This window comes from Aeromonas salmonicida subsp. salmonicida, from assembly GCF_001643305.1.
Taxonomy (GTDB): domain Bacteria; phylum Pseudomonadota; class Gammaproteobacteria; order Enterobacterales; family Aeromonadaceae; genus Aeromonas; species Aeromonas salmonicida.
In genome coordinates this window covers 22811-42558 of record NZ_LSGW01000068.1, presented here as the reverse complement: position 1 = coordinate 42558, position 19748 = coordinate 22811, and the positions used below count along the sequence as shown (strand labels likewise).

13 protein-coding genes, 1 tRNA gene and 1 pseudogene are annotated in these 19748 nt (G+C 57.3%); all 15 read left to right on the top strand.

Features of this window, described 5'->3' with window-relative positions; genetic code table 11:
* Window positions 1-32 precede the first annotated feature (32 nt).
* The 15 genes and pseudogenes from AXW79_RS22270 (at window position 33) to hypF (ending at window position 19747) form a co-directional block, all read left to right on the top strand.
* Window positions 33-731, top strand: coding sequence for a P-loop NTPase fold protein (locus AXW79_RS22270; protein ID WP_129712356.1), 699 nt, complete (start codon window positions 33-35; stop codon window positions 729-731).
* Entirely contained in the window at window positions 682-2868 is a 2187-nt protein-coding gene (locus tag AXW79_RS11300) for a hypothetical protein (RefSeq protein WP_129712358.1), read from the top strand. The genes AXW79_RS22270 and AXW79_RS11300 overlap by 50 nt, the downstream gene beginning before the upstream one ends.
* A 487-nt stretch (window positions 2869-3355) precedes the next feature.
* Window positions 3356-5211, top strand: a pseudogene (kup, locus tag AXW79_RS11295) (low affinity potassium transporter Kup).
* Window positions 5212-5747: 536 nt separating this feature from the next.
* Window positions 5748-6443: a 4Fe-4S dicluster domain-containing protein gene (locus AXW79_RS11290; protein WP_005315173.1), complete on the top strand. Its 696-nt coding sequence runs from the start codon at window positions 5748-5750 to the stop codon at window positions 6441-6443.
* Window positions 6443-8326 carry a hydrogenase 4 subunit B gene (gene hyfB / locus AXW79_RS11285; protein ID WP_005315170.1) on the top strand — a complete coding sequence of 628 codons (1884 nt, stop codon included), beginning with the start codon at window positions 6443-6445 and terminating at the stop codon, window positions 8324-8326. The genes AXW79_RS11290 and hyfB overlap by 1 nt, the downstream gene beginning before the upstream one ends.
* A 1-nt stretch (window position 8327) precedes the next feature.
* The gene (locus AXW79_RS11280) at window positions 8328-9281 is read left to right on the top strand and encodes a respiratory chain complex I subunit 1 family protein (protein ID WP_011898650.1); all 954 of its coding nucleotides are present in this window, start codon (window positions 8328-8330) and stop codon (window positions 9279-9281) included.
* Window positions 9282-9360: 79 nt separating this feature from the next.
* Window positions 9361-11079: a hydrogenase large subunit gene (locus AXW79_RS11275; RefSeq protein ID WP_005315165.1), complete on the top strand. Its 1719-nt coding sequence runs from the start codon at window positions 9361-9363 to the stop codon at window positions 11077-11079.
* A 9-nt stretch (window positions 11080-11088) separates the two neighbouring features.
* Window positions 11089-11646, top strand: coding sequence for a formate hydrogenlyase complex iron-sulfur subunit (locus AXW79_RS11270; RefSeq protein ID WP_005315161.1), 558 nt, complete (start codon window positions 11089-11091; stop codon window positions 11644-11646).
* Window positions 11646-12461: an NADH-quinone oxidoreductase subunit B family protein gene (locus tag AXW79_RS11265; protein WP_005315156.1), complete on the top strand. Its 816-nt coding sequence runs from the start codon at window positions 11646-11648 to the stop codon at window positions 12459-12461. Before AXW79_RS11270 ends, AXW79_RS11265 begins: the two co-directional genes overlap by 1 nt.
* Complete coding sequence (locus AXW79_RS11260; RefSeq protein WP_005315153.1) at window positions 12454-12867, top strand: formate hydrogenlyase maturation HycH family protein; 414 nt, start codon at window positions 12454-12456, stop codon at window positions 12865-12867. Before AXW79_RS11265 ends, AXW79_RS11260 begins: the two co-directional genes overlap by 8 nt.
* Window positions 12867-13358, top strand: a complete 492-nt coding sequence (gene hycI / locus AXW79_RS11255) for a hydrogenase maturation peptidase HycI (RefSeq protein ID WP_005315151.1) — start codon at window positions 12867-12869, stop codon at window positions 13356-13358. The genes AXW79_RS11260 and hycI overlap by 1 nt, the downstream gene beginning before the upstream one ends.
* Before the next feature lie 213 nt (window positions 13359-13571).
* Window positions 13572-13663 (top strand) — tRNA-Sec (locus AXW79_RS22915).
* Between the two features lie 267 nt (window positions 13664-13930).
* Window positions 13931-15400, top strand: a complete 1470-nt coding sequence (gene selA / locus AXW79_RS11250; RefSeq protein WP_005315148.1) for an L-seryl-tRNA(Sec) selenium transferase — start codon at window positions 13931-13933, stop codon at window positions 15398-15400.
* Window positions 15401-15404: 4 nt separating this feature from the next.
* Window positions 15405-17324, top strand: a complete 1920-nt coding sequence (gene selB, locus AXW79_RS11245) for a selenocysteine-specific translation elongation factor (protein WP_005315145.1) — start codon at window positions 15405-15407, stop codon at window positions 17322-17324.
* Complete coding sequence (gene hypF / locus AXW79_RS11240; RefSeq protein WP_005315144.1) at window positions 17321-19747, top strand: carbamoyltransferase HypF; 2427 nt, start codon at window positions 17321-17323, stop codon at window positions 19745-19747. The genes selB and hypF overlap by 4 nt, the downstream gene beginning before the upstream one ends.
* Window position 19748: the final 1 nt, after the last annotated feature.

Sequence of the window (19748 nt, the reverse complement as noted above, 5' to 3'; positions counted from 1 at the left end):
CAAGATTAGGTAAATTTATATCATTATCTGCATTGCTAATTCCATTAGGCACATCACTCCTGAATAAAGTAAATTATAGCCACCTAGTTTTCCCTTGGTCAGAAAATAATGGGCCTTATTATACATTTATATTTGGTCTAATGCTTTGCTTAGCTCCTGTTATAGTTTTAGCTTATTGGTTTTTCTGTGGAGATAAAGATCCTGACACTAAGAAAATATCATGGGAATTTTTTAGAATAGACTCTCAGGAAAACTACACACAAGATATTACAGAGGATGGAGAAAGAACCTCTATTGAATTTGAGGATTATTTCAGGCAAATAATAAATACGGCAATAAAAAACCATAATATCGAAAAAATTATAATCGTCATAGATAATTTGGATAGAGTAACACCAGAGCACGCTAAAAATGTATGGTCTACCTTACAAACATTTTTCCAGCGGCTCTCTACAACAGGCACAACTGAAACTTGGCCTGACCAAGTTTGGTTTATAGTGCCATTTGATAGAGATGGATTTAAAAAAATATGGAACTCAGATGACAATGACAAAAAAATCTCTGATTCCTTTTTAAAAAAATGTTTTCAGTTGGTTGCGGAAGTCCCACATCCTGTAATGTCTGGTTGGTCCCAATATGTTGAAAAATGTATTAATCTTTCATTACATAAATGGCCATTAGATGAAAAAAAAAGTTGTATCAACATATATACGCTATGCAAGCCGCCTTGATAAATCACCAACACCTAGAGACATAAGGATATTTGTGAATCAAGTCGGCCTACTCGGTTCCATGTGGGGAAACGAGACTTCTGTTGAAGCCATGAGCTTATATGTTTTATTAAGAGAAAATTCTTCAACCGATCAACTAAGATCATCTTTAATCAGCAATGATGCACTAGGTAATTATCAACCAGATACAGAACGCTCTGTTTTATTGCCCCAGCTCGCTGGTTTGCTGTTTGGGGTCAATTCTAATAAGGGCCTTCAGTTGCTACTTGCTCCTGAGATTCATTCCGCATTTAAAACTGGTGATGGCAACGCTCTTAAAAAACTATCTCAAGATCATAACAATGCCTTCTGGATAGCTTATGAAGCATCGAAGGATTTATGGGAATTGACGATGAAAAAGACTGATGATTATAAGTATTCATTCACCACCGCATTATTTCTAGGTCTAGTAAATAGCAGACATAAAATAAAAAGAGAAATAAATTGCCTTCCTAAGATATGGATAGATTCATATCCAAGTCTCAATTTTGATAGTAATGATTATTCGAGCGTAATAAATTACACATTCCAGCTATGTGGAGATAATAACTTTCTTAAAAAGATCAAAGAACTCACAACTGAAAAGATTTCACAAGAAATTTCAAAAATCGATAATGAAGCATTCTCAGTGAAGGTTTTTCGCAATCTACTGTCCTTAATTGAGTTATTAAAAGAACACCAGTATAAAATAGAACCAAAAGTCAATCCTAAGTTAAATTGTAAAAATTGGATGTTATGGCTTGAAAAGATTAACGATGAAAAAATATCATTCAATCTTGTTTTACCTAAAAAACAAGCAATTATAGACCTAGCAAATGAAGTTCAATTCTCATACTCAAAGTTAGAAGACCAAGCGTTAGACCATCTTATTCAAACGTATAAAATACATCCAACATCTAACGAATGGGATGAAGTAACTAATAGCATTGTTAGTTGGCTCAATATGTCTAATCGTGATGTTGATTGTGAGAAAATATATGATTTTGCACTTAAGCTAGTTATCGGCGATAATGATAAAATTTCAGATAAAATTACCAATTGTATTGATGGGAGTGACTTCTGGTATAACATGGAAGACGCCTCAATATCAAAAAAACCCTCTCTTCCAATTTTGACAGCATTATCCATTCAGCAGAAATTACAAAATCATGATTTTGTTTCTTCTGCGGTGAAATCATACTGGAATAATTCAATAGACAAGAACTCTACAGATGAGATATATAATAAACTTAAAGAAATAAATAGCTTGTATGTCTTGTGGCTTTTATCTAGAGACTGCAATAATGCCGTAGCTATAGAAATAGTCAAAAAATATGTAACGCCTGAGTTATATGGTGATCTTAATGGTGTAAGATTTATTGATGAGTTTACATGGGCTGATGAAAAAACCATATCAGAAATCGCTCACAATCTTATTGTGCATGGTGCATTCATTAAAAATCAACCTGATATGGTAGACAGGGCGACTATTTATGATAAGGTTTATCAAATTTTTTATTCATTAAATGATAAAAACACCTCGCACTTTATCGATTCAGAGACTAATAAGCTAGCTCAGGAAGCATGGTATAAGTCTATTGAGACAAATAGTCCGCTAACCCTTCTTGTAAAAGAAAAGAATCCACATTTTTCAGATGCTCTATGCAACTATTTAATTAAGACCATACAAGGTGAAGCTAAGAAACCTCGAGGTTGGGATTTTTCTATAGTTTCCGGCTTCGTTGCAAAAGTGGCAGATCTTGAAAAGACTTTTTTACCCGCCATTACAGAATCATATTTCAGTCATACGGGTGATAACTTGGATGCTTTAGAGTTTAATACTCTTTCACCATACTTTTCATCATATATAAATAAAATAAGCAGTACCCGAATCATGCAAAAAATAAATCTTTGGCTGGATAATAACCAGTGGGATAAAATAGAGTGGCTATTTTCCCACAATATTATTTTCAACGAGGCCCCTTTAGAAAGTTTGATTGGTAGAATCCATCTGTTTATGGAATCAAATGATGACAATAAAATATCCATTGCAAATATTATTTGCAATGGATTAAATATAATTATAGAAAAGAAAGATGGCTTGGTTGAAACTACATAAACATAATTAAAGTTAGTGACCGTCAGCATGACGGTCACTAATCTCTTTTTTATATTACGCAGACAGACGAAATAAAGACTCTATCGCCACCCAATTTCGACCTCTTTACCCACAGCACCATCAATTTATTGGTCAGCATTTTATAGTCTATTTTTCAGCCAGCCAGACTGAAAACTCTGGCAAAAATGGATACTCAGAGAAAACAAACGCTTGTACGCATCCCGACGGGTTATTTCAATCAACGAATAATTAATGATTTCGTTCAAAAGTCCCTTTTGATTATTTATACCAGAGCATAAACCCACGATGTGTGTGTCATCATACGCTTAACGGCAGATGAACAGACTGTGTCCCATAATGAGCCCCTTTATATCCAGTTAGCTCCCTTTCCCATCGCAATTTCTTAATGCTATCCCGATTGAATATCAGGGTTTGTCCTGATCGTTCGGGCCCTTGTGCTTTGGCAAACGTGTAACAAGATAACCTCATGAGCTGTGATAACAAACAAGCCCTGTCCGGCGTCACGCTGGCGGCGATTGGCGTGGTCTATGGTGATATCGGCACCAGCCCCCTCTATACCCTGCGAGAGTGCCTGTCGGGTCAATTCGGGATTAGGGCCGAACCCGCCGCCATCCTGGGATTTCTCTCCCTCATCTTCTGGCTGCTGATCCTGGTGGTCTCGGTCAAGTACCTCTCCTTCGTGATGCGGGCCGACAATGCCGGTGAAGGGGGCATTCTCACCCTGATGTCGCTGGCCACCCGCAACGCCTCTCCCCGCTGGACGCCAGTGCTGATCATCCTCGGGCTGATTGGCGGCAGTTTCTTCTATGGGGAGGTGGTGATCACCCCGGCCATGTCGGTGATGTCGGCCATCGAGGGCTTGAGCCTGATGGCCCCCTCGCTCGACCCTTATATAGTGCCGCTCTCGGTGCTGGTGCTGACCCTGCTGTTTGCCATTCAAAAACATGGCACCGCCATGGTGGGCAAGCTGTTCGCCCCCATCATGCTCACCTGGTTTCTGACCCTGGCCGTGCTGGGACTGCGCAGCATCATCCAGAATCCCGAGGTGCTGGGAGCACTCAACCCCATCTGGGCGCTGCGCTTCTTCGCCGAGTACCAGACCACCTCGTTTTTTGCCCTCGGCGCCGTGGTGCTGGCCATCACAGGGGTGGAGGCGCTCTACGCCGACATGGGCCACTTTGGCAAGAACCCGATCCGGCTCGCCTGGTTTGTGGTGGTGCTGCCCTCCCTGGTGCTCAACTACTTCGGGCAAGGCGCGCTGCTGCTGGACAACCCGGCGGCCATCGCCAACCCCTTCTTCCTGCTCGCTCCCAAATGGGCGCTGCTGCCGCTGCTGGTGTTGGCGACCATGGCGACCGTGATCGCCTCCCAGGCGGTGATCTCCGGGGTCTTCTCCCTCACCCGGCAGGCGGTGCGGCTCGGTTATCTCTCACCCATCCGCATCGTCCACACCTCCGAGCAGGAGTCCGGCCAGATCTATATTCCCGTCATCAACTGGATACTCTATATCTCTGTGGTGATCGTCATCATGAGCTTCGAGCACTCCAGCAATCTGGCAGCGGCCTACGGCATCGCCGTCACCGGCACCATGGTGCTCACCTCCATCCTCTTCTGCTCCGTGGCCAAGAACAGCTGGCACTGGCCCACCTATCTGGTGGCTGCCCTGTTCGCCCTGCTGCTGGCCATCGACGTGCCGCTGTTTGCCGCCAACCTGGGCAAGATCTTCTCCGGTGGCTGGCTGCCGCTCACCCTGGGCGCCGTCATGTTCACCCTGATGACCAGCTGGAAGAGCGAGCGCTTCCAGCTTATTCGCCGCCTGAACGAGCACGGCAATTCGCTGGAGCCCATGATCGCCTCGCTGGAAAAATCCCCGCCGACCCGGGTGGCAGGCACCGCCGTCTATATGTCGCGTGTGGTCAATGTGATCCCCCATGCGCTGCTCCACAACCTCAAGCACAACAAGGTGCTGCACGAGCGGATAATCCTGCTCACCCTGCGGGTGGAGGATGTGCCCTACGTCCACAACGTGCGCCGGGTCTGCATAGAGCAGCTCTCCCCCACCTTCTGGCGGGTGGTGGCCAGCTACGGTTGGCGCGAGACCCCCAACATGGAGGAGATCTTCCACCGCTGCAACGCCGAGGGGCTGAGCTGCCGCATGATGGAAACCTCGTTCTTTATGGCCCACGAGTCGCTGATCATGAAGGAGCGTCCCTGCGCGGCAAACTGTTTATGCTGCTGCAGCGCAACGCCCTGCGCGCAGCGGATCAGTTCGAGATCCCGCCCAATCGGGTGATAGAGCTGGGCTCGCAGGTAGATATTTGATGGCGTTCTGAGGGCAGAAAGAACGCCAGCAAGAGAGAGGGAGGCATTGGCCTCCCTCTTTTTTTTCCGTTAACCCCAATTACCGGCCCCCTCATCCCCAGCCCTGCTCCCCCGAGGGAAGAAGGGGGCAAACCGCGATTACACCAACAGGCACGCCACCGTAGGGTGCAACAAGCGCAGCGCCGTGCACCGCGAACATATATTGGAGAGCGGTGCAATTCACTTCGTTCATTGCACCCTACTCCCTCCCCCCGACTCCCGACCGCAGGCGAGTAACCCTTTCTCCCCTTATCACGGCCCAGCATTCATCCATCTCGACACCGTTTTTACGGGGTGACGAAACCTCTCCCGCCCTTCGTCACAAGTGACGAATGTCACAATTCGACACTGTACTGCGTCCTCGCCATGGCTCGACATGAAAATTAAAACCATTTAAAAACAGTAGCTTAAACTAATTTTTGGCATCACCTAAGATTTGGCCCGCATTTTGCCATCCTGCCCCTATTCTCTCCGTTCGCGACACGACAAGGTAGGCTATGAACCGCTTCGTTATCGCTGACCCCAAGCTGTGTATCGGCTGTGGCACCTGTATGGCGGCCTGCAGCACGGTTCACAAGGCGCAAGGTTTGCAGCAAGCCCCCCGTTTAACCGTTATGCGACACGAGCAGGCGACCATGCCGGTTCAGTGCCGTCACTGTGACGATGCCCCCTGCATCAAGGTGTGCCCGGTCGAGGCAATTGCCCAGACCGGCGATTGCGTGCAGCTCAACGAGTCGCTCTGCATCGGCTGCAACCTCTGCGCAGTGGCCTGCCCGTTCGGCGCCATCCAGAGCGGTGGCAGCCGTCCGGTAGCCATGGCCAACAGCTACGACACCTATATCCCCTGCTCCATCCGCTCCAGCAACCCCTCCACCTCCGCCGGTCTGCGCTGCTTTGGCGAGGATCTGCTGAGCTGGGAGCCGGGCGTGCGCAGCATTGCGGTCAAATGTGACCTTTGCGAGTTTCGCGCTGAAGGCCCCGCCTGTGTCAGTGCCTGCCCCTCCCAGTCACTGAGCATCGTCAACGACACGGCCTGTGCCAACGCCGCCCGCGACCGTCGCCTGCAAGCGGCCAATGCTCACCCGCAAGGTGCCCCCGCATTCTCGGCCTCTGCTTGCACGACCGCGTCTTGTTCGACCGCCACGACTGCGCCGGTTTCACCCGACGCTTCAATCACTGAGGGATCCTACTGATGTTGTCCCCCCTTGTTATGGGCACGCTCCTGCTCTTTTTGCTGGGCGCTGCCGCCGGTCTGATGCTGCAAAAGCAGCCTTGGCTGGCAAACCGTCTCAATAGTGGCTTCGCCCTGCTGGGCTCGCTCGTCGGTGTTGTTGCCGCCATCAAGGCGCTGGCCCAAGATGCAACCATCGACGGCCAGCTCTGGCTGCTGGGCTCGGTGCATCTGGATATGTTGGCAGCCCTGATGCTGCTGGTGATCACGCTTGTGGGCTTGGCTGTCTCCCTCTACTCCTTTGCCTATATCCGCGAATATCAGGGCAAGGGGGATGTGGCCATTGGCGTGCTAATGAACCTCTTCCTGTTCGCCATGGTGGGCATGGTGCTGGCCGACAACGCATTGGGCTTTTTGCTCTGCTACGAGCTGGTGACCCTCACCACCTACTGGCTGGTCAAGACCAATACGGATGCTACCAAACAGAGCCGCCTTTATCTGGTGATGAACCATATCGGCATGGCGCTGGTGCTGGTTGCCTTCTGGCTGCTCTGCCGCGAGTCTGGCTCGCTGGAGTTCGCCGCGCTGCGTGAGCACCATCTGGCGGGCGGATTGGCATCCCTGGTGTTCCTGCTCAGCTTCTGCGGCTTTGGCCTGCGCGCCGGTTTCGTGCCGCTGCACGGCTGGCTGCCAGTAGCCGAGCCCGTCGCCCCCTCCCATATTTCGGCGCTGATGTCTGGCGTGATGGTGAAGCTGGGTCTGTTCGGCATTTTGCGGGTCAGCATCGATTTTCTCGGCGCCAGCCAGCTCTGGTGGGGCTACATGGTGCTGATCTTTGGTGCCTGCTCGGCAGTGCTCGGGGTGCTGTTTGCGCTGGCCGAGCACGATCTCAAGCGGCTGCTCGCCTACCACACGGTGGAGAACATCGGCATCATCCTGATGGGGATGGGGATCGGCATGATCGGCATCGCCAACCAGCAACCGGCACTGGTGGTGCTGGGGCTGCTCGGCGCGCTCTATCACCTGCTCAACCACGCCATCTTCAAGAGCCTGCTCTTTATGGGCACCGGATCTGTGATGTTCCGCCTGCACACCCGTGACATGGACAAGATGGGTGGCCTCGCCAAGCTGATGCCCTGGACCGCGCTGGCGTTCCTCATCGGTGCCATGGCCATCTCGGCGCTGCCGCCCCTCAACGGCTTTGTCAGCGAGTGGTTTATCTATCAGGCCTTACTTTCCATGACCAAGCTCGGCACCTCTGTGGTGGCCCCGCTGGCGGTGGTGATGCTGGCGGTGACCGGCGCCATGGCGGTGATGTGTTTCGTCAAGGTGTATGGCATCTGCTTCTGCGGCGCACCGCGGAGCGAAAAAGCGAGTCAGGCCCGCGAAGTACCCAATGCCATGGTGGCAGGCACCCTGCTGCTGGCCGCCGTCTGTCTGGTGCTGGGTCTGGGCGCCCCCTGGATTGCCCCCTTTGTCAGCGGCTACGGTCAGGCCCTCGTCTCTTCTCACCTTATGGGCCAGATGAGCGTGGCCACTGGCGCCACCCTGCTGCCGCTCGACAGCTCACAGGCGATCCTCTCCCCACCGGTGATTGCCATCACCCTGCTGGGGCTGTTCCTGATCCCGCTGCTGGTCGTGGCCATCTTCAAGGGGCCCAAGCTCGGTCGTCGTCACGCCGGTACCCCCTGGGCCTGTGGTTACGCCTACGAGGAGCGCATGAGCCTCACCTCCGGCGGTGTCACCCATACCCTGCGCCAGCTCTGCGCCCCGCTCTATCGCAAACAGCCGCAGCTCGATCTGGCCACCGCCCTGCACGGGGTGAGCGCGTCTCCCTCTGCCGCTGGCTGGCTCTTGCACGGCCTGGTGCTGGCGCTCTTTATCCTGATGGCTGTAGGAGTCTGATATGCCTGTTCTTGAAATGCCGAGCTGGGGCATGGTTGCCCTCGCCCTGACCCAGGCCATCGCCATGCTGGCGCTGGCGCCGCTGGCCACCGGTTTCAACCGGGTGCTGCGGGCCAAAATGCACTCCCGTCAGGGGCCGGGCCTGCTGCAGGATTACCGGGATATCGGGAAGCTCCTGCGCCGTCAGGAAGTAACCCCCGAGCCTGCCGGCATCATCTTCAACCTGATGCCGGCGCTGCTGATCGCAGCCCTCTTGCTGGTGGCGATGGCGCTGCCAACCCTGACCCACGAGTCCCCCTTTCCCATCGCCGGGGATCTCATCACCGACATCTACCTGTTCGCCATCTTCCGCTTCTTCTTCTCTCTGGCGGGGCTCGACAGCGGCAGCATGTTTGCAGGTATCGGTGCCCGTCGCGAGCTGACCTTAGGCATTCTGGTGGAGCCCATTCTGATGCTCGCCTGCTTCATCATGGCGATGATGGTGGGCAGCTCGGATCTGGGCAACATCAGCAGCTATGTCGCGACCCAGCCGCTGGCCGCGCCCATCGCCACCCTGCTGGCGGGGGCCGCCTGCGCCTTCGCGGTGTTTGTGGAGATGGGCAAGCTGCCCTTTGACTGCGCCGAAGCCGAGCAGGAGTTGCAGGAAGGGCCGCTCACCGAGTACTCCGGTGCGGGCCTCGCACTGCTCAAGCTCAGCATGGGCCTCAAGCAGCTAGTGGTGGTGCAGCTCTTTTTGGTGATCTTCCTGCCTTTCGGCAAGGCGGCGAACTGGAGCCTGCCCGCACTGGCGCTGGCAACCCTGATCCTGCTCTGCAAGCTGCTGGTGGCATTTGGACTTGCGGGCATCATCGAGAACTCCATGGCCCGCACCCAGTTCGTGCGCACCCACAAGCTCACCCGCTATGGCTTGGGGCTGGCACTGCTGGCGCTGCTCGCCTATCTGGTCGGGGTATAACTCATGCCCGCCATCACAGCTGCTTTTTTCGATTTCACCTTTTCCGATTGCTCATTCCCGAACATAAAGTGAGAACTGCATGACCATCGCCATTTCGGATCGCATCGGTTGCGACTATATCCAGCAACTGCGACAGCAACTGCCCCACGCCATCATCGACGAGCAGTGGCAGACCGCCGATCAGGCCACCCTGACCGTCAAGCCCACCAGCCTGGTGGCCCTCACCAGCCTGATCTTCCACAAGCAGGGAGGCTGGCTCTCGGTTTCGTTTGCCAATGACGAGCGCAGCCTCAACGGCCACTTCGCCGTCTACCACGTCTTCTCCATGGAGGGCGACACCAAGAGCTGGATCACCGTCAAGGTGCTGGTCGAAGCCACCTCGCAGGAGTACCCCTCCATCACCCCGACCATTCCGGCGGCGGTGTGGGGCGAGCGGGAGATCCGCGACATGTACGGCCTGCGCGCCGTCGGCCTGCCGGACGAACGCCGTCTGGTGCTGCCGGATGACTGGCCGGAGGATATCCACCCGCTGCGCAAAGATGCCATGGATTACCGCCAGCGCCCGATGCCCACCACAGACACCGAGACCTACCCCTTCGTCAATGAGCTGGGCAATGAGGCCAACCGCATCGTGCCGGTGGGCCCGCTGCACATCACCTCGGACGAGCCGGGGCACTTTCGCCTGTTTGTCGATGGGGAAGACATCATCGATGCCGACTACCGCCTCTTCTATGTCCATCGCGGCATGGAGAAGCTGGCGGAAACCCGCATGGGCTACAACGAAGTGGCCTTCCTGACCGACCGGGTCTGCGGCATCTGCGGCTTTACCCACAGCGTCGCCTACACCACCTCGGTGGAGAACGCCATGGGCATTAAGGTGCCCGAGCGGGCCAAGATGATCCGCGCCGTGCTGCTGGAGGTGGAGCGCCTGCACAGCCACATCCTCAACATCGGGCTGTCGAGCCACTTCACCGGTTTCGACACCGGCTTTATGCAGTTCTTCCGGGTGCGGGAGAAATCCATGACCCTGGCCGAGCTGCTGACCGGCGCCCGCAAGACCTACGGCCTCAACCTGATTGGCGGGGTGCGCCGCGACATCTTCAAGGAAGATCGCATCAAGGGTGCCCAGCTGGTGCGGGAACTGCGTGATGAGCTCAAACCCCTGGTGGCCATGCTGCTCGACACCGCCAACATCACCTCCCGTCTGGTGGGGATAGGCCGCCTCGATCCGCAAATCGCCCGCGATTTCAGCTGCGTCGGCCCCATGGTGCGGGCCAGCGGCTTCAAGCGTGACGTACGCCGGGTCCACGACTTTGCCGCCTATCGCGAGCTGCCGATGGAGATCCAGACCCTGGCCGGTTGCGACGTGCAATCCCGGGTGCTGGTGCGCATCCACGAGCTCTACGACTCCCTCGACATGATTGAGTTTGGCCTTGAGCACCTGCCGGAAGGGCCGCTTTTGACCGAAGGCTTCACCTATCAGCCGGGCAAGTTTGCGCTGGGCTTTACCGAAGCGCCCCGTGGCGAGAATGTCCACTGGAGCATGACGGGGGATAACCAGAAGCTGTTCCGCTGGCGCTGCCGCGCCGCCACCTACGCCAACTGGCCTGCTCTGCGTTACATGTTGCGCGGCAATACCGTCGCCGATGCGCCGCTGATCATCGGCAGTCTGGATCCCTGCTACTCCTGTACCGATCGGGTCACCCTGGTCGACCCCAAGAAGGGCAAGTCCACCGTGGTCTCCTACAAGGAGATCGAGCGCTACGGTATCGACCGCAAAAACTCTCCGCTCAAGTAAGGGGTCATCATGATCAAGCTGTTCAAGACCATCCTCAAGGCTGGCACACCGACCGCCAAGTACCCCTTCGCACCCATTGATGTGAACCGGGATTTTCGCGGCAAACCCAAATATCAGGCGGATCAGTGCATCGCCTGCGCCGCCTGCACCAAGGCCTGCCCGGCCAACGCGCTGGTGATGGAAGTCGATATGGAGACCGGCGAGCTGCGCTGGGAGATCTCCATGGCCCGCTGCATCTTCTGCGGCCGCTGCGAGGAGGTCTGCCCGACCCACGCCATCGCCCTCTCCCCCGAGTTCGAGCTGGCGGTGACCAACAAGGCCGATCTCTATGAGGAGGCCCGCTTCGCGCTGGCCCCCTGCACTCTGTGCGGCACCTACTTTGCCCCGAGCAAGCTGGTGGCACTGGTGGAGGACACCCTCAAGCAGGCGGGCACGCCGCTGGCGACCCCGGAGCGCCTGCACCACTGCCCCGACTGCAAACGAAAACAGAGCATGCTGAGCCAGCCTGACTCAGCCATGACCACACCGATTGCCGCACCGATTACCACACAACAGGAGTGGATGTGATGAGCAAGATCAAAGGCATAGAACCGGTTGTCGGCCATGCCCATACCCGCGCCGTGCCGCTGGCACAGGATCCCGAGATCACCAAACTCAAGAAGACCCTGCTCAAAGACATTCGCCGCTCGGCCTATGTCTATCGGGTCGATTGCGGCGGCTGCAACGCCTGCGAGATCGAGATCTTCGCCACCATCACCCCGCTGTTCGATGCCGAGCGCTTCGGCATCAAGGTGGTCGCCTCCCCCCGCCACGCCGACATCCTGCTCTTTACCGGCGCGGTAACCCGGGCGATGCGGGTGCCTGCCCTGCGCGCCTATGAAGCGGCCCCCGATCCCAAGATCTGCATCGCCTACGGCGCCTGCGGCTGTGACGGCGGCATCTTCCACGATCTCTACTGCGTCTGGGGCGGCACCGACAAAATCGTGCCGGTGGATGTCTATATCCCGGGCTGCCCGCCCACGCCTGCCGCCACCATCTACGGCTTTGCCGTGGCGCTCGGTCTGCTTGAGCAGAAACTGACCGCCACCAGCCACGAGGTGCAACCGGGTGAGCGGATCGAGCTGCGCCACACCGGCATCCCCAATGAAATCCGGGTGATGATCGAGCGCGAAGCGCGCCGCATGGCCGGTTACCGTCAGGGACAGATCATCGCCGACGAGTTTATGGCGCTGCTCGAAGGGGCGACCCAGCAGGATGTGGATCTGCGCATCCAGAGCTACCTCGATCAGCACGACGACCCGCGCCTGTCGGAGATCGTCAACAACCTGGCCAACGCCTGCCTCAACCGGGCAGCAGGCAAGGGAGAGGCTGTGCATGGCTGACCAAGTTTTCTTCTACCGCCTTTCGCGCAAGTTTGTCGACGAGCAGTTCGATGTGCCGGAAGAAGCCAAAGAGGTGATGTACTACAGCCTCGCCATCGGCCATCACCTCGGCATTGTTGACTGCCTCAGTGCCGATCTGGTCTGCCCGCTAACGGGTTATCGCGACTGGGTGGCCAAGCTGCCAGCCGGCAGCGAGGCCCGCCGCAAGATGGAGGGGTTTCTCACCTTTGGCGAGATCACCATCTATCGGGAGCACTGCCATATGCTGGCCTGCGCTTTCGATCGGTTGCGCAAAGCCGACAATGTGCTGGATGAGCTGCAGCTGGGCTGGACCAACACCTTTATGGATCAGCTCACCGCTCTCTATAACGATCCCCATATGTACCTGATGGTAAGGAGCCGCTGATGGGCTGCAATCTCGTGTTGACCGTAGGCAATGCCATGATGGGGGACGACGGTGCCGGCCCTTATCTGGCGGACAAGCTGCAAGCCGCCCCCCTGCCCGGCTGGATCCACATCGACGGCGGCATAGCGCCGGAAAATATGGTCTACAAGGTGCGGGAGCTGCAACCGGCGCGGGTGGTACTGGTAGATGCCGCCGAGATCGGCGAGAAGGCGGGCACCCTGCAGGTGATCCCCCCCGAAACCATCGCCGAGATGTTTATCTTCTCGACCCACAATATGCCGCTCAATTTCCTGATCGACGAGCTCAAGACCTTTGTTCCCGAGGTGATTTTTGTCGGGGTACAACCGGCCATTGTCGCGTTCTCCTTCCCGATGACCGAGATGGTAAGCGAGGCGATGGATTATCTTTATCAGCATCTTGATGCCGCCAAGGATACCAGCTTGTTAATAGAACGACTGGACCAGTGGAATATTACCAACGCCGAGCGATAACTATTTATCGAGTTGTTAACGACCGTTATTGACCAAGGGTTCCGACAATGTGATTGAGGCCCGATGTTAAATTAAAAACATCGGGCTAATTGTGCTGAACTTGATATAAAACAAGGTTCTTTGAATTTTTCAAAAAATCGCTAACCCTCGATTTTTTATGACAAAAAAAGCGTTGCCAGTCACATAAATTTGCCACAAAATGGCGGCCGTTACGGAAGTTGATGGGGTCTGGTGGCCTCCTCGGTCTTCAAAACCGATGTGAGCCGAGAAGGCTTTGGCAGGTTCGATTCCTGCCTCTTCCGCCAATTACATATATTGGACAAGTCGAATCAACCACATTTCAAAGCCGGTTGATGCTTGTTTAAAAACGGTGCTTGCCGCTTGCCAATATAATCCGACCACAGGTTGTCGTTCTGGCCAATAATTAATTTATCAGCAGAAATTCATCATTAATTTATGCGCGATATTTGCAAGAATCAGTAACCAGCCAGCACTGAAATAACCCGTCAACTCGGCCTCTCTATCGGCGAAGCTGTGTGCATGCCAAACCCACGCACTGCCCTGGTAATCCCATGCCGAACCCGTCTCACGCGCCAGCCATCGCCCACAGCCAGCCCGAAGCACGTCCCACTGCCGACGATTCACTGCCAGATTCACAGCCACAGCCCAGCCAGCAACAAGCGCGCCGTCTGCCACAAGTGGAACAACTGCTGCAGCAACCTTTTCTCGCCGGTTACATCGATGCACTGAGCCGCCCGCTGGTGACCCAGGCGGTGCGCGATGTTCTGAGCGAACTGCGCCAGAGCGAGGCGTTTCGCCAGCACGGGGTTACCCCCGAGCACCTTGAGGCGCTGATTGCCAAGCGTTGCCAGCTGCTGCTGCGCCAACGCCAGACCCGGGTGATCAACGCCACCGGCACCCTGGTGCATACCAATCTGGGGCGCTCGCCGCTAAGCAGCGAGCTGTGGGACGAGGTGCGCGACCTCAACACCGGATACAACAATCTGGAGCTGGATCTCGCCACCGGCAAGCGCGGCGGGCGCAAGGGGCTGATCGCCCCCCTGCTCCGTTGCCTCACCCAGGCCGAGGATTCGCTGGTGGTCAACAACAACGCCGCCTCGCTCTTTTTGCTGCTACAAGAGGTGGCCAAGGGGCGCGAGGTGATCGTCTCGCGCGGCGAGCAGATCCAGATTGGCGGCGGCTTTCGCATCCCCGACATTCTGGCCCTCTCCGGCGCCAAACTGGTGGAGGTGGGCACCACCAATATCACTACCGCCAAAGATTACCTCGATGCCATCAGCGATCAGACCGCGCTGGTGCTGATGGTGCACAGATCCAATTTCGCCATTCGCGGCTTTACCGAATCCCCCGATATCGGCGAGGTGGCCCGCGCCCTGCCCGAACATGTAGTGCTGGCGGTGGATCAGGGGTCGGGCTTGACCACCGAAGAGTTTGCACCGGATGAAACCTCGGTGCGCCAGTACATCAAGGCGGGGGCGGATCTGGTCTGCTACTCAGGCGACAAACTGCTGGGTGGCCCGCAATCGGGCATCATCAGTGGCCGCAGCGACCTTATCAAGCGGCTGGAAAAGCACCCCATGATGCGCACCTTCCGCCCGAGCCGCATCGTCTACTCCCTGCTGGAACGCCTGCTCATCCACAAGCTCAACAAATCCCCCAGTGGTGAGGGCATTGCCCAGCGCACCTTGAGCAACCCTGCCGCTATGCAGACACGGGCCGATCAGCTGATGGCCGCCCTGCCCGGCTGCTTTGTGCCCGTCCCCGCCCAGCTGGTGGTGGGCGGCGGCACCTTGCCGGACGAGTTCTACCCGGCGCCAGCGCTCGAATGCACCGACCCGCGCCCTGCCCAGCAGCTGCTCGATGCCCTGCGCGAACTCCCCGTCCCGGTCATTGCCACCGTGCGCCAGCAGAAGGTGCTGCTCAATATGGCTACCCTGCTGCCGACCGAGATGGAACTGCTGATCGCCCAGCTTAACGAGCTGCTGCTACCTGCCTCGATCAATGCAACTGAGGAGCCCTGATCCCATGACCCCCTATCGCGCCGTTATCGGCCTCGCCGGCCACGTGGATCACGGCAAGACCCTGCTGATCAAGGCCCTCACCGGCATCACCACAGCCCGCGCCCACGAGCAGGCCATCGGCATGACCCAGGATCTCGGCTTTGCCCACTTTGACGACGGTCAGGGCAACACCATAGGCGTCATCGATGTGCCCGGCCACGAGCGCTATATCCGCAACATGGTGGCGGGGCTCTGGAGTCTGGATCTGGTGCTGCTGGTGATTGCCGCCGACGAGGGGTGGATGCCGATGACCGGCGATCACCTGCGCCTGCTCAAGGCAATGGGGGTGCCGCGCCTGTTGGTCTGCATCAACAAGTGCGATCTGGTGGAACCCGACGAGCTGGAGCTCCTTGAGGAGAGCCTGCTGGAGCGGGTGATGGACGAGAGCGGCATGGTGCCCGACATCGTCAGCGTCAGCGCCAAAACCGGCGAAAACATCGATGCCCTGCACACCGCCATCGTCTGCCAGCTGGGTGATATGGCCGAGCATCATGTTCTTCTCGAACAGGCTGCCCCGCGACTGTATGTAGACAGGGTCTTTACCGCTAACGGCACCGGCACAGTGCTCACCGGCACCCTGCAGCAGGGCAGCCTCAAGGTGGGGGACAAGCTGCGCCTCTACCCCGCCGATCGGGAGGTGCAGGTACGCTCCCTGCAGGCCTATCACCAGAGCGTCGAGGATATTGGCGCCGTCTGCCGGGTGGCGGTGGGCCTTAAAAAAGTGCCACACAAGGAGGTGGCCCGCGGCCATTGCCTTACCAGCGCAGCAGGCCAGTGCGAGGCGGAGACCCACCTTATCGTGCGACTCAACGGCGAGAGCCTGAGCACCAAGACGCTACGCACACAGGAAGTGGAAGTGGCCCTCGGCAGCTGGCATGGCCGGGCGCGCTTTGTCCCTATCAAAGAGGCGCCTATAAAAGAGATGCCCATCAAAGATACCCGGCTGGCGCGGCTGATCTTTGCGACGCCCATCCCCTGCTTTTTCGGCCAGCCGCTCGCCATCATTCGCCACGGCAGCAGCGAACTGCTGCACGGCGCCCGCATCGTCTGGTGCGGCGATATTCATCCCGCCAGGCGCAAAGCACTGCACGCCCTGCTGGGCGAGCTGCCTGATGACTTGGAGTGCTACAACCCGGACTCTCTGCAGCTTGGCCTCAATGGCTATGTGCTGGCCTGCCGCTTTGATGCGCTGCCGGACCATGTCACACAGCTGGATGACTGGGTGCTGGATAGCAGCTGGCTGGCCCAAAGCCGCGCTCAACTGCTCGCCACACTGAAAAACGAGCCCCTGAGCGCCGCCGAGCTCGCAACTCGTCTTGGCATAGGGCTGCCGGTGATCCAGACCTTGCTGCAACAGCTCAAGAACGAGGAGCTTGTGCGCCTGCATCATGACAAGTGGCAGCCGGGCAGTGGCGAGTCGGAAGATGACCTGGGGGAAGAAGCGCAGCTGGTGCTCAAACTGGTGCGAGATCAAGGCAAGGGGGGTTACGAGCCCGGTAAACTGGGCCCCGGCGGCGTGGCAATGGATCCTGTCCTCAGCCTCAAGCTGCCCCCCGCGCTGAAGCTGGGATTACAACAAAAAGGCGCACTGCAAAAACAGCTGCGCAATCTGGCAAGGCTCAAATACCTGGTGCAGCTCGACGGCCCCATCTACTACGACGCCGTGCTTTACAACCAAATGGTCAATGCCGTGCTGGCAGGCCATCAGGTGGGGGATCTGATCGACATGGCGTCACTGAAAGAGATCACAGGGCTGTCGCGCAAATACGCCATTCCGTTTTGTCTGCGCATGGAGATGGACGGCTGGGTACGGCGCGAAGAGAACGAGCGTCGGGTGCTGCGCCTGCCACAGACTCAAAATGCCGTGCAACAGGCGCTGGCATGACAGCCACCCTGGCCCCCAACCTTGCGGCCACCCGGCTGCGCCGCGAATTTCATATCGACGGCATAGTGCAGGGGGTCGGCTTTCGCCCCTTCGTCTATGGGTTGGCACTGCGCCACGGCCTTACCGGCTATGTGCTGAACGATGCCAACGGCGTCACCATAGGTGCCGAGGGATCCCCCGAGCAGCTGGCCGCCTTTGCCCGCGAACTGCGCGAATTGGCGCCACCGCTGAGCCGTATCGATCATTTCAGCGAGCGGGAGCTGCCCCGCGATCATGATCCCGACCATAACCCCGACTATGAAGGCCAGTTTCATATCAAGGCCAGCCAGCAGCAGAGCGCCGCTACGGTCGCCATTTCGCCGGATCAGGGGATGTGCGAGGGGTGCGCCCGCGATGTGGCCAACCCCGCGGATCGCCACCACCACTACCCCTTTACTAACTGCACCCACTGCGGCCCGCGCTACACCATTATCCGCCGCCTCCCCTACGATCGGCCCCACACCGCCATGGCCGACTTTGCCATGTGCCCGCGCTGCGCGGCGGCTTATGAAAACCCGCTGGACAGACGCTACCACGCCCAGCCGGTGAGCTGCCCCGAGTGCGGGCCCCATCTCAGCTGGCGCTCCGACTGTGGCGATGCCCTGGCCGAGAGCGAGGAGGCCCTGCAAATGGCAGCCCGCGCCCTGCAAACCGGGGCGCTGATTGCGGTCAAGGGGATGGGGGGGTATCACCTGATATGTGATGCCCGTAATGAACGGAGTGTTGCCAGATTGCGAACGCTCAAGCGGCGCGCGCGCAAGCCGCTGGCGGTGATGATGGGCTCCCTTGCCGAGGCCAAATTGCATGTCACCGGCAGCGCAGATGAGTGGAAGCTGCTCGCCTCTCAGGCCAGACCCATCACCTTGCTGCGCAAGCGCAAAAACGATGATCGGCTCTCAGGATCCCGACCGTCAGCCGCGCCGCTGGCCGAGGGGATCGCCCCCGGCATCCCCTACCTTGGGGTCATGCTCCCCTACACCCCGCTGCATCAACTGCTGTTGGACGCCTGCGCCATACCGCTGGTGGCCACCAGCGCCAATGGTCGCGGCAGCCCCATTCTGATCGAATTCGATGCTGTGGTCAGGGAACTCGGGGGCAATATTGACGGCATTCTGGATCACAACCGCCCCATACTGCACCCCTGCGACGACAGTCTGGTGCAGTGGGCGGGCGGACGGCGCCAGACTTTGCGCCTCGCCCGGGGCTATGCCCCCTGCACCCCCAGCCTGAAACAGGCGGTCAAGGTGCCGCTACTGGCGGTCGGGGCGCAGCAGAAGAACCAGCTGGCGCTGGCTTTCGGTCGTCAGCGTATCTACAGCCCCTATATCGGCGATCTGCACAGCCTGCCGATGCAGGGCCACTTCGAACAGACCCTCGCCACCTTTCGCGATCTCTACGATCTCAAGCCCGAGCTGCTGGTATCGGACTGCCACCCGGGCTATCTCAGCCACCAGTGGGCCAAGGGCTATTGCCACGAGCAGGGTGCGACCCACCTTGAGGTGCAACACCACCACGCCCACCTGCTAGGGGTGATGGCCGAGCATGAGATCACGGGCCCTGTGCTGGGTTTTGCCTTCGATGGCACCGGCCTTGGCGATGACGGCACCCTCTGGGGTGGCGAGCTGCTGCTGGCCGATGTGAAGGGCTTTACCCGGGTTGCCCACCTTCAGCCTTTCAAGCTGATCGGCGGCGAGGCGGCCATCCGCGAGCCGGTACGCCAGCTGTTGGGGCTGCTGTTTGAATCACACAGCCCTGAGGAGATCAGCGCCCTCGATATTCCGTTGATCAACACGTTGCCACCTGAGCGGATCAGCAACCTGCACCAGCTCTGGCATCTCGGTCGCAACGCCCCCTACACCAGCTCCATCGGTCGGCTGTTCGATGCCGTGGCGGCGCTGCTGGGGGTGATCGATGCCCCCGACTACGAGGGAGAGGCGGGACTCTTGCTGGAGGCAGCCGCCTTGCAGCTAGCACCGAATGAGTTGCCCTTCCCCCTCGCCTTTGGTCTGAACCAGAGCGCGGAGGGGCCGCTTAAAATCGAGTGGGCAGCGCTGCTCAATACCCTTGTCGGCGAGCGGTGCAAAGGCACCTCAACCGCCAGCCTGGCCGCCGGTTTTATCCACGCCATCAGTCATCTGGTCATCGCCCTGGCCGGGCGCTTCCCCGGCTATCCGGTGGTACTGGGGGGCGGCGTGTTTCAAAACCGGGTGCTGATGGATCAGCTTGTGCCCGGCCTCGAAGCCACCGGTCGCCAGGTATTGACCAGCGAAACCCTGCCGCTCAATGACGGTGGCATAGCCGCCGGTCAGCTCTGGTTTGCCATCCACCATATTGCCACGCACCAGCCTGCCACAACCGGTTGTGCCACCTTGTCGGAGTCCTGAA

Bases quoted from the DNA above. Each gene is read 5' to 3' on its own strand.
- AXW79_RS11300 (WP_129712358.1), top strand. From the start codon at position 682: ATGAAAAAAAAAGTTGTATCAACATATATACGCTATGCAAGCCGCCTT.
- AXW79_RS11290 (WP_005315173.1), top strand. From the start codon at position 5,748: ATGAACCGCTTCGTTATCGCTGACCCCAAGCTGTGTATCGGCTGTGGC.
- hyfB (WP_005315170.1), top strand. From the start codon at position 6,443: ATGTTGTCCCCCCTTGTTATGGGCACGCTCCTGCTCTTTTTGCTGGGC.
- AXW79_RS11280 (WP_011898650.1), top strand. From the start codon at position 8,328: ATGCCTGTTCTTGAAATGCCGAGCTGGGGCATGGTTGCCCTCGCCCTG.
- AXW79_RS11275 (WP_005315165.1), top strand. From the start codon at position 9,361: ATGACCATCGCCATTTCGGATCGCATCGGTTGCGACTATATCCAGCAA.
- AXW79_RS11270 (WP_005315161.1), top strand. From the start codon at position 11,089: ATGATCAAGCTGTTCAAGACCATCCTCAAGGCTGGCACACCGACCGCC.
- AXW79_RS11265 (WP_005315156.1), top strand. From the start codon at position 11,646: ATGAGCAAGATCAAAGGCATAGAACCGGTTGTCGGCCATGCCCATACC.
- AXW79_RS11260 (WP_005315153.1), top strand. From the start codon at position 12,454: ATGGCTGACCAAGTTTTCTTCTACCGCCTTTCGCGCAAGTTTGTCGAC.
- hycI (WP_005315151.1), top strand. From the start codon at position 12,867: ATGGGCTGCAATCTCGTGTTGACCGTAGGCAATGCCATGATGGGGGAC.
- selA (WP_005315148.1), top strand. From the start codon at position 13,931: ATGCCGAACCCGTCTCACGCGCCAGCCATCGCCCACAGCCAGCCCGAA.
- selB (WP_005315145.1), top strand. From the start codon at position 15,405: ATGACCCCCTATCGCGCCGTTATCGGCCTCGCCGGCCACGTGGATCAC.
- hypF (WP_005315144.1), top strand. From the start codon at position 17,321: ATGACAGCCACCCTGGCCCCCAACCTTGCGGCCACCCGGCTGCGCCGC.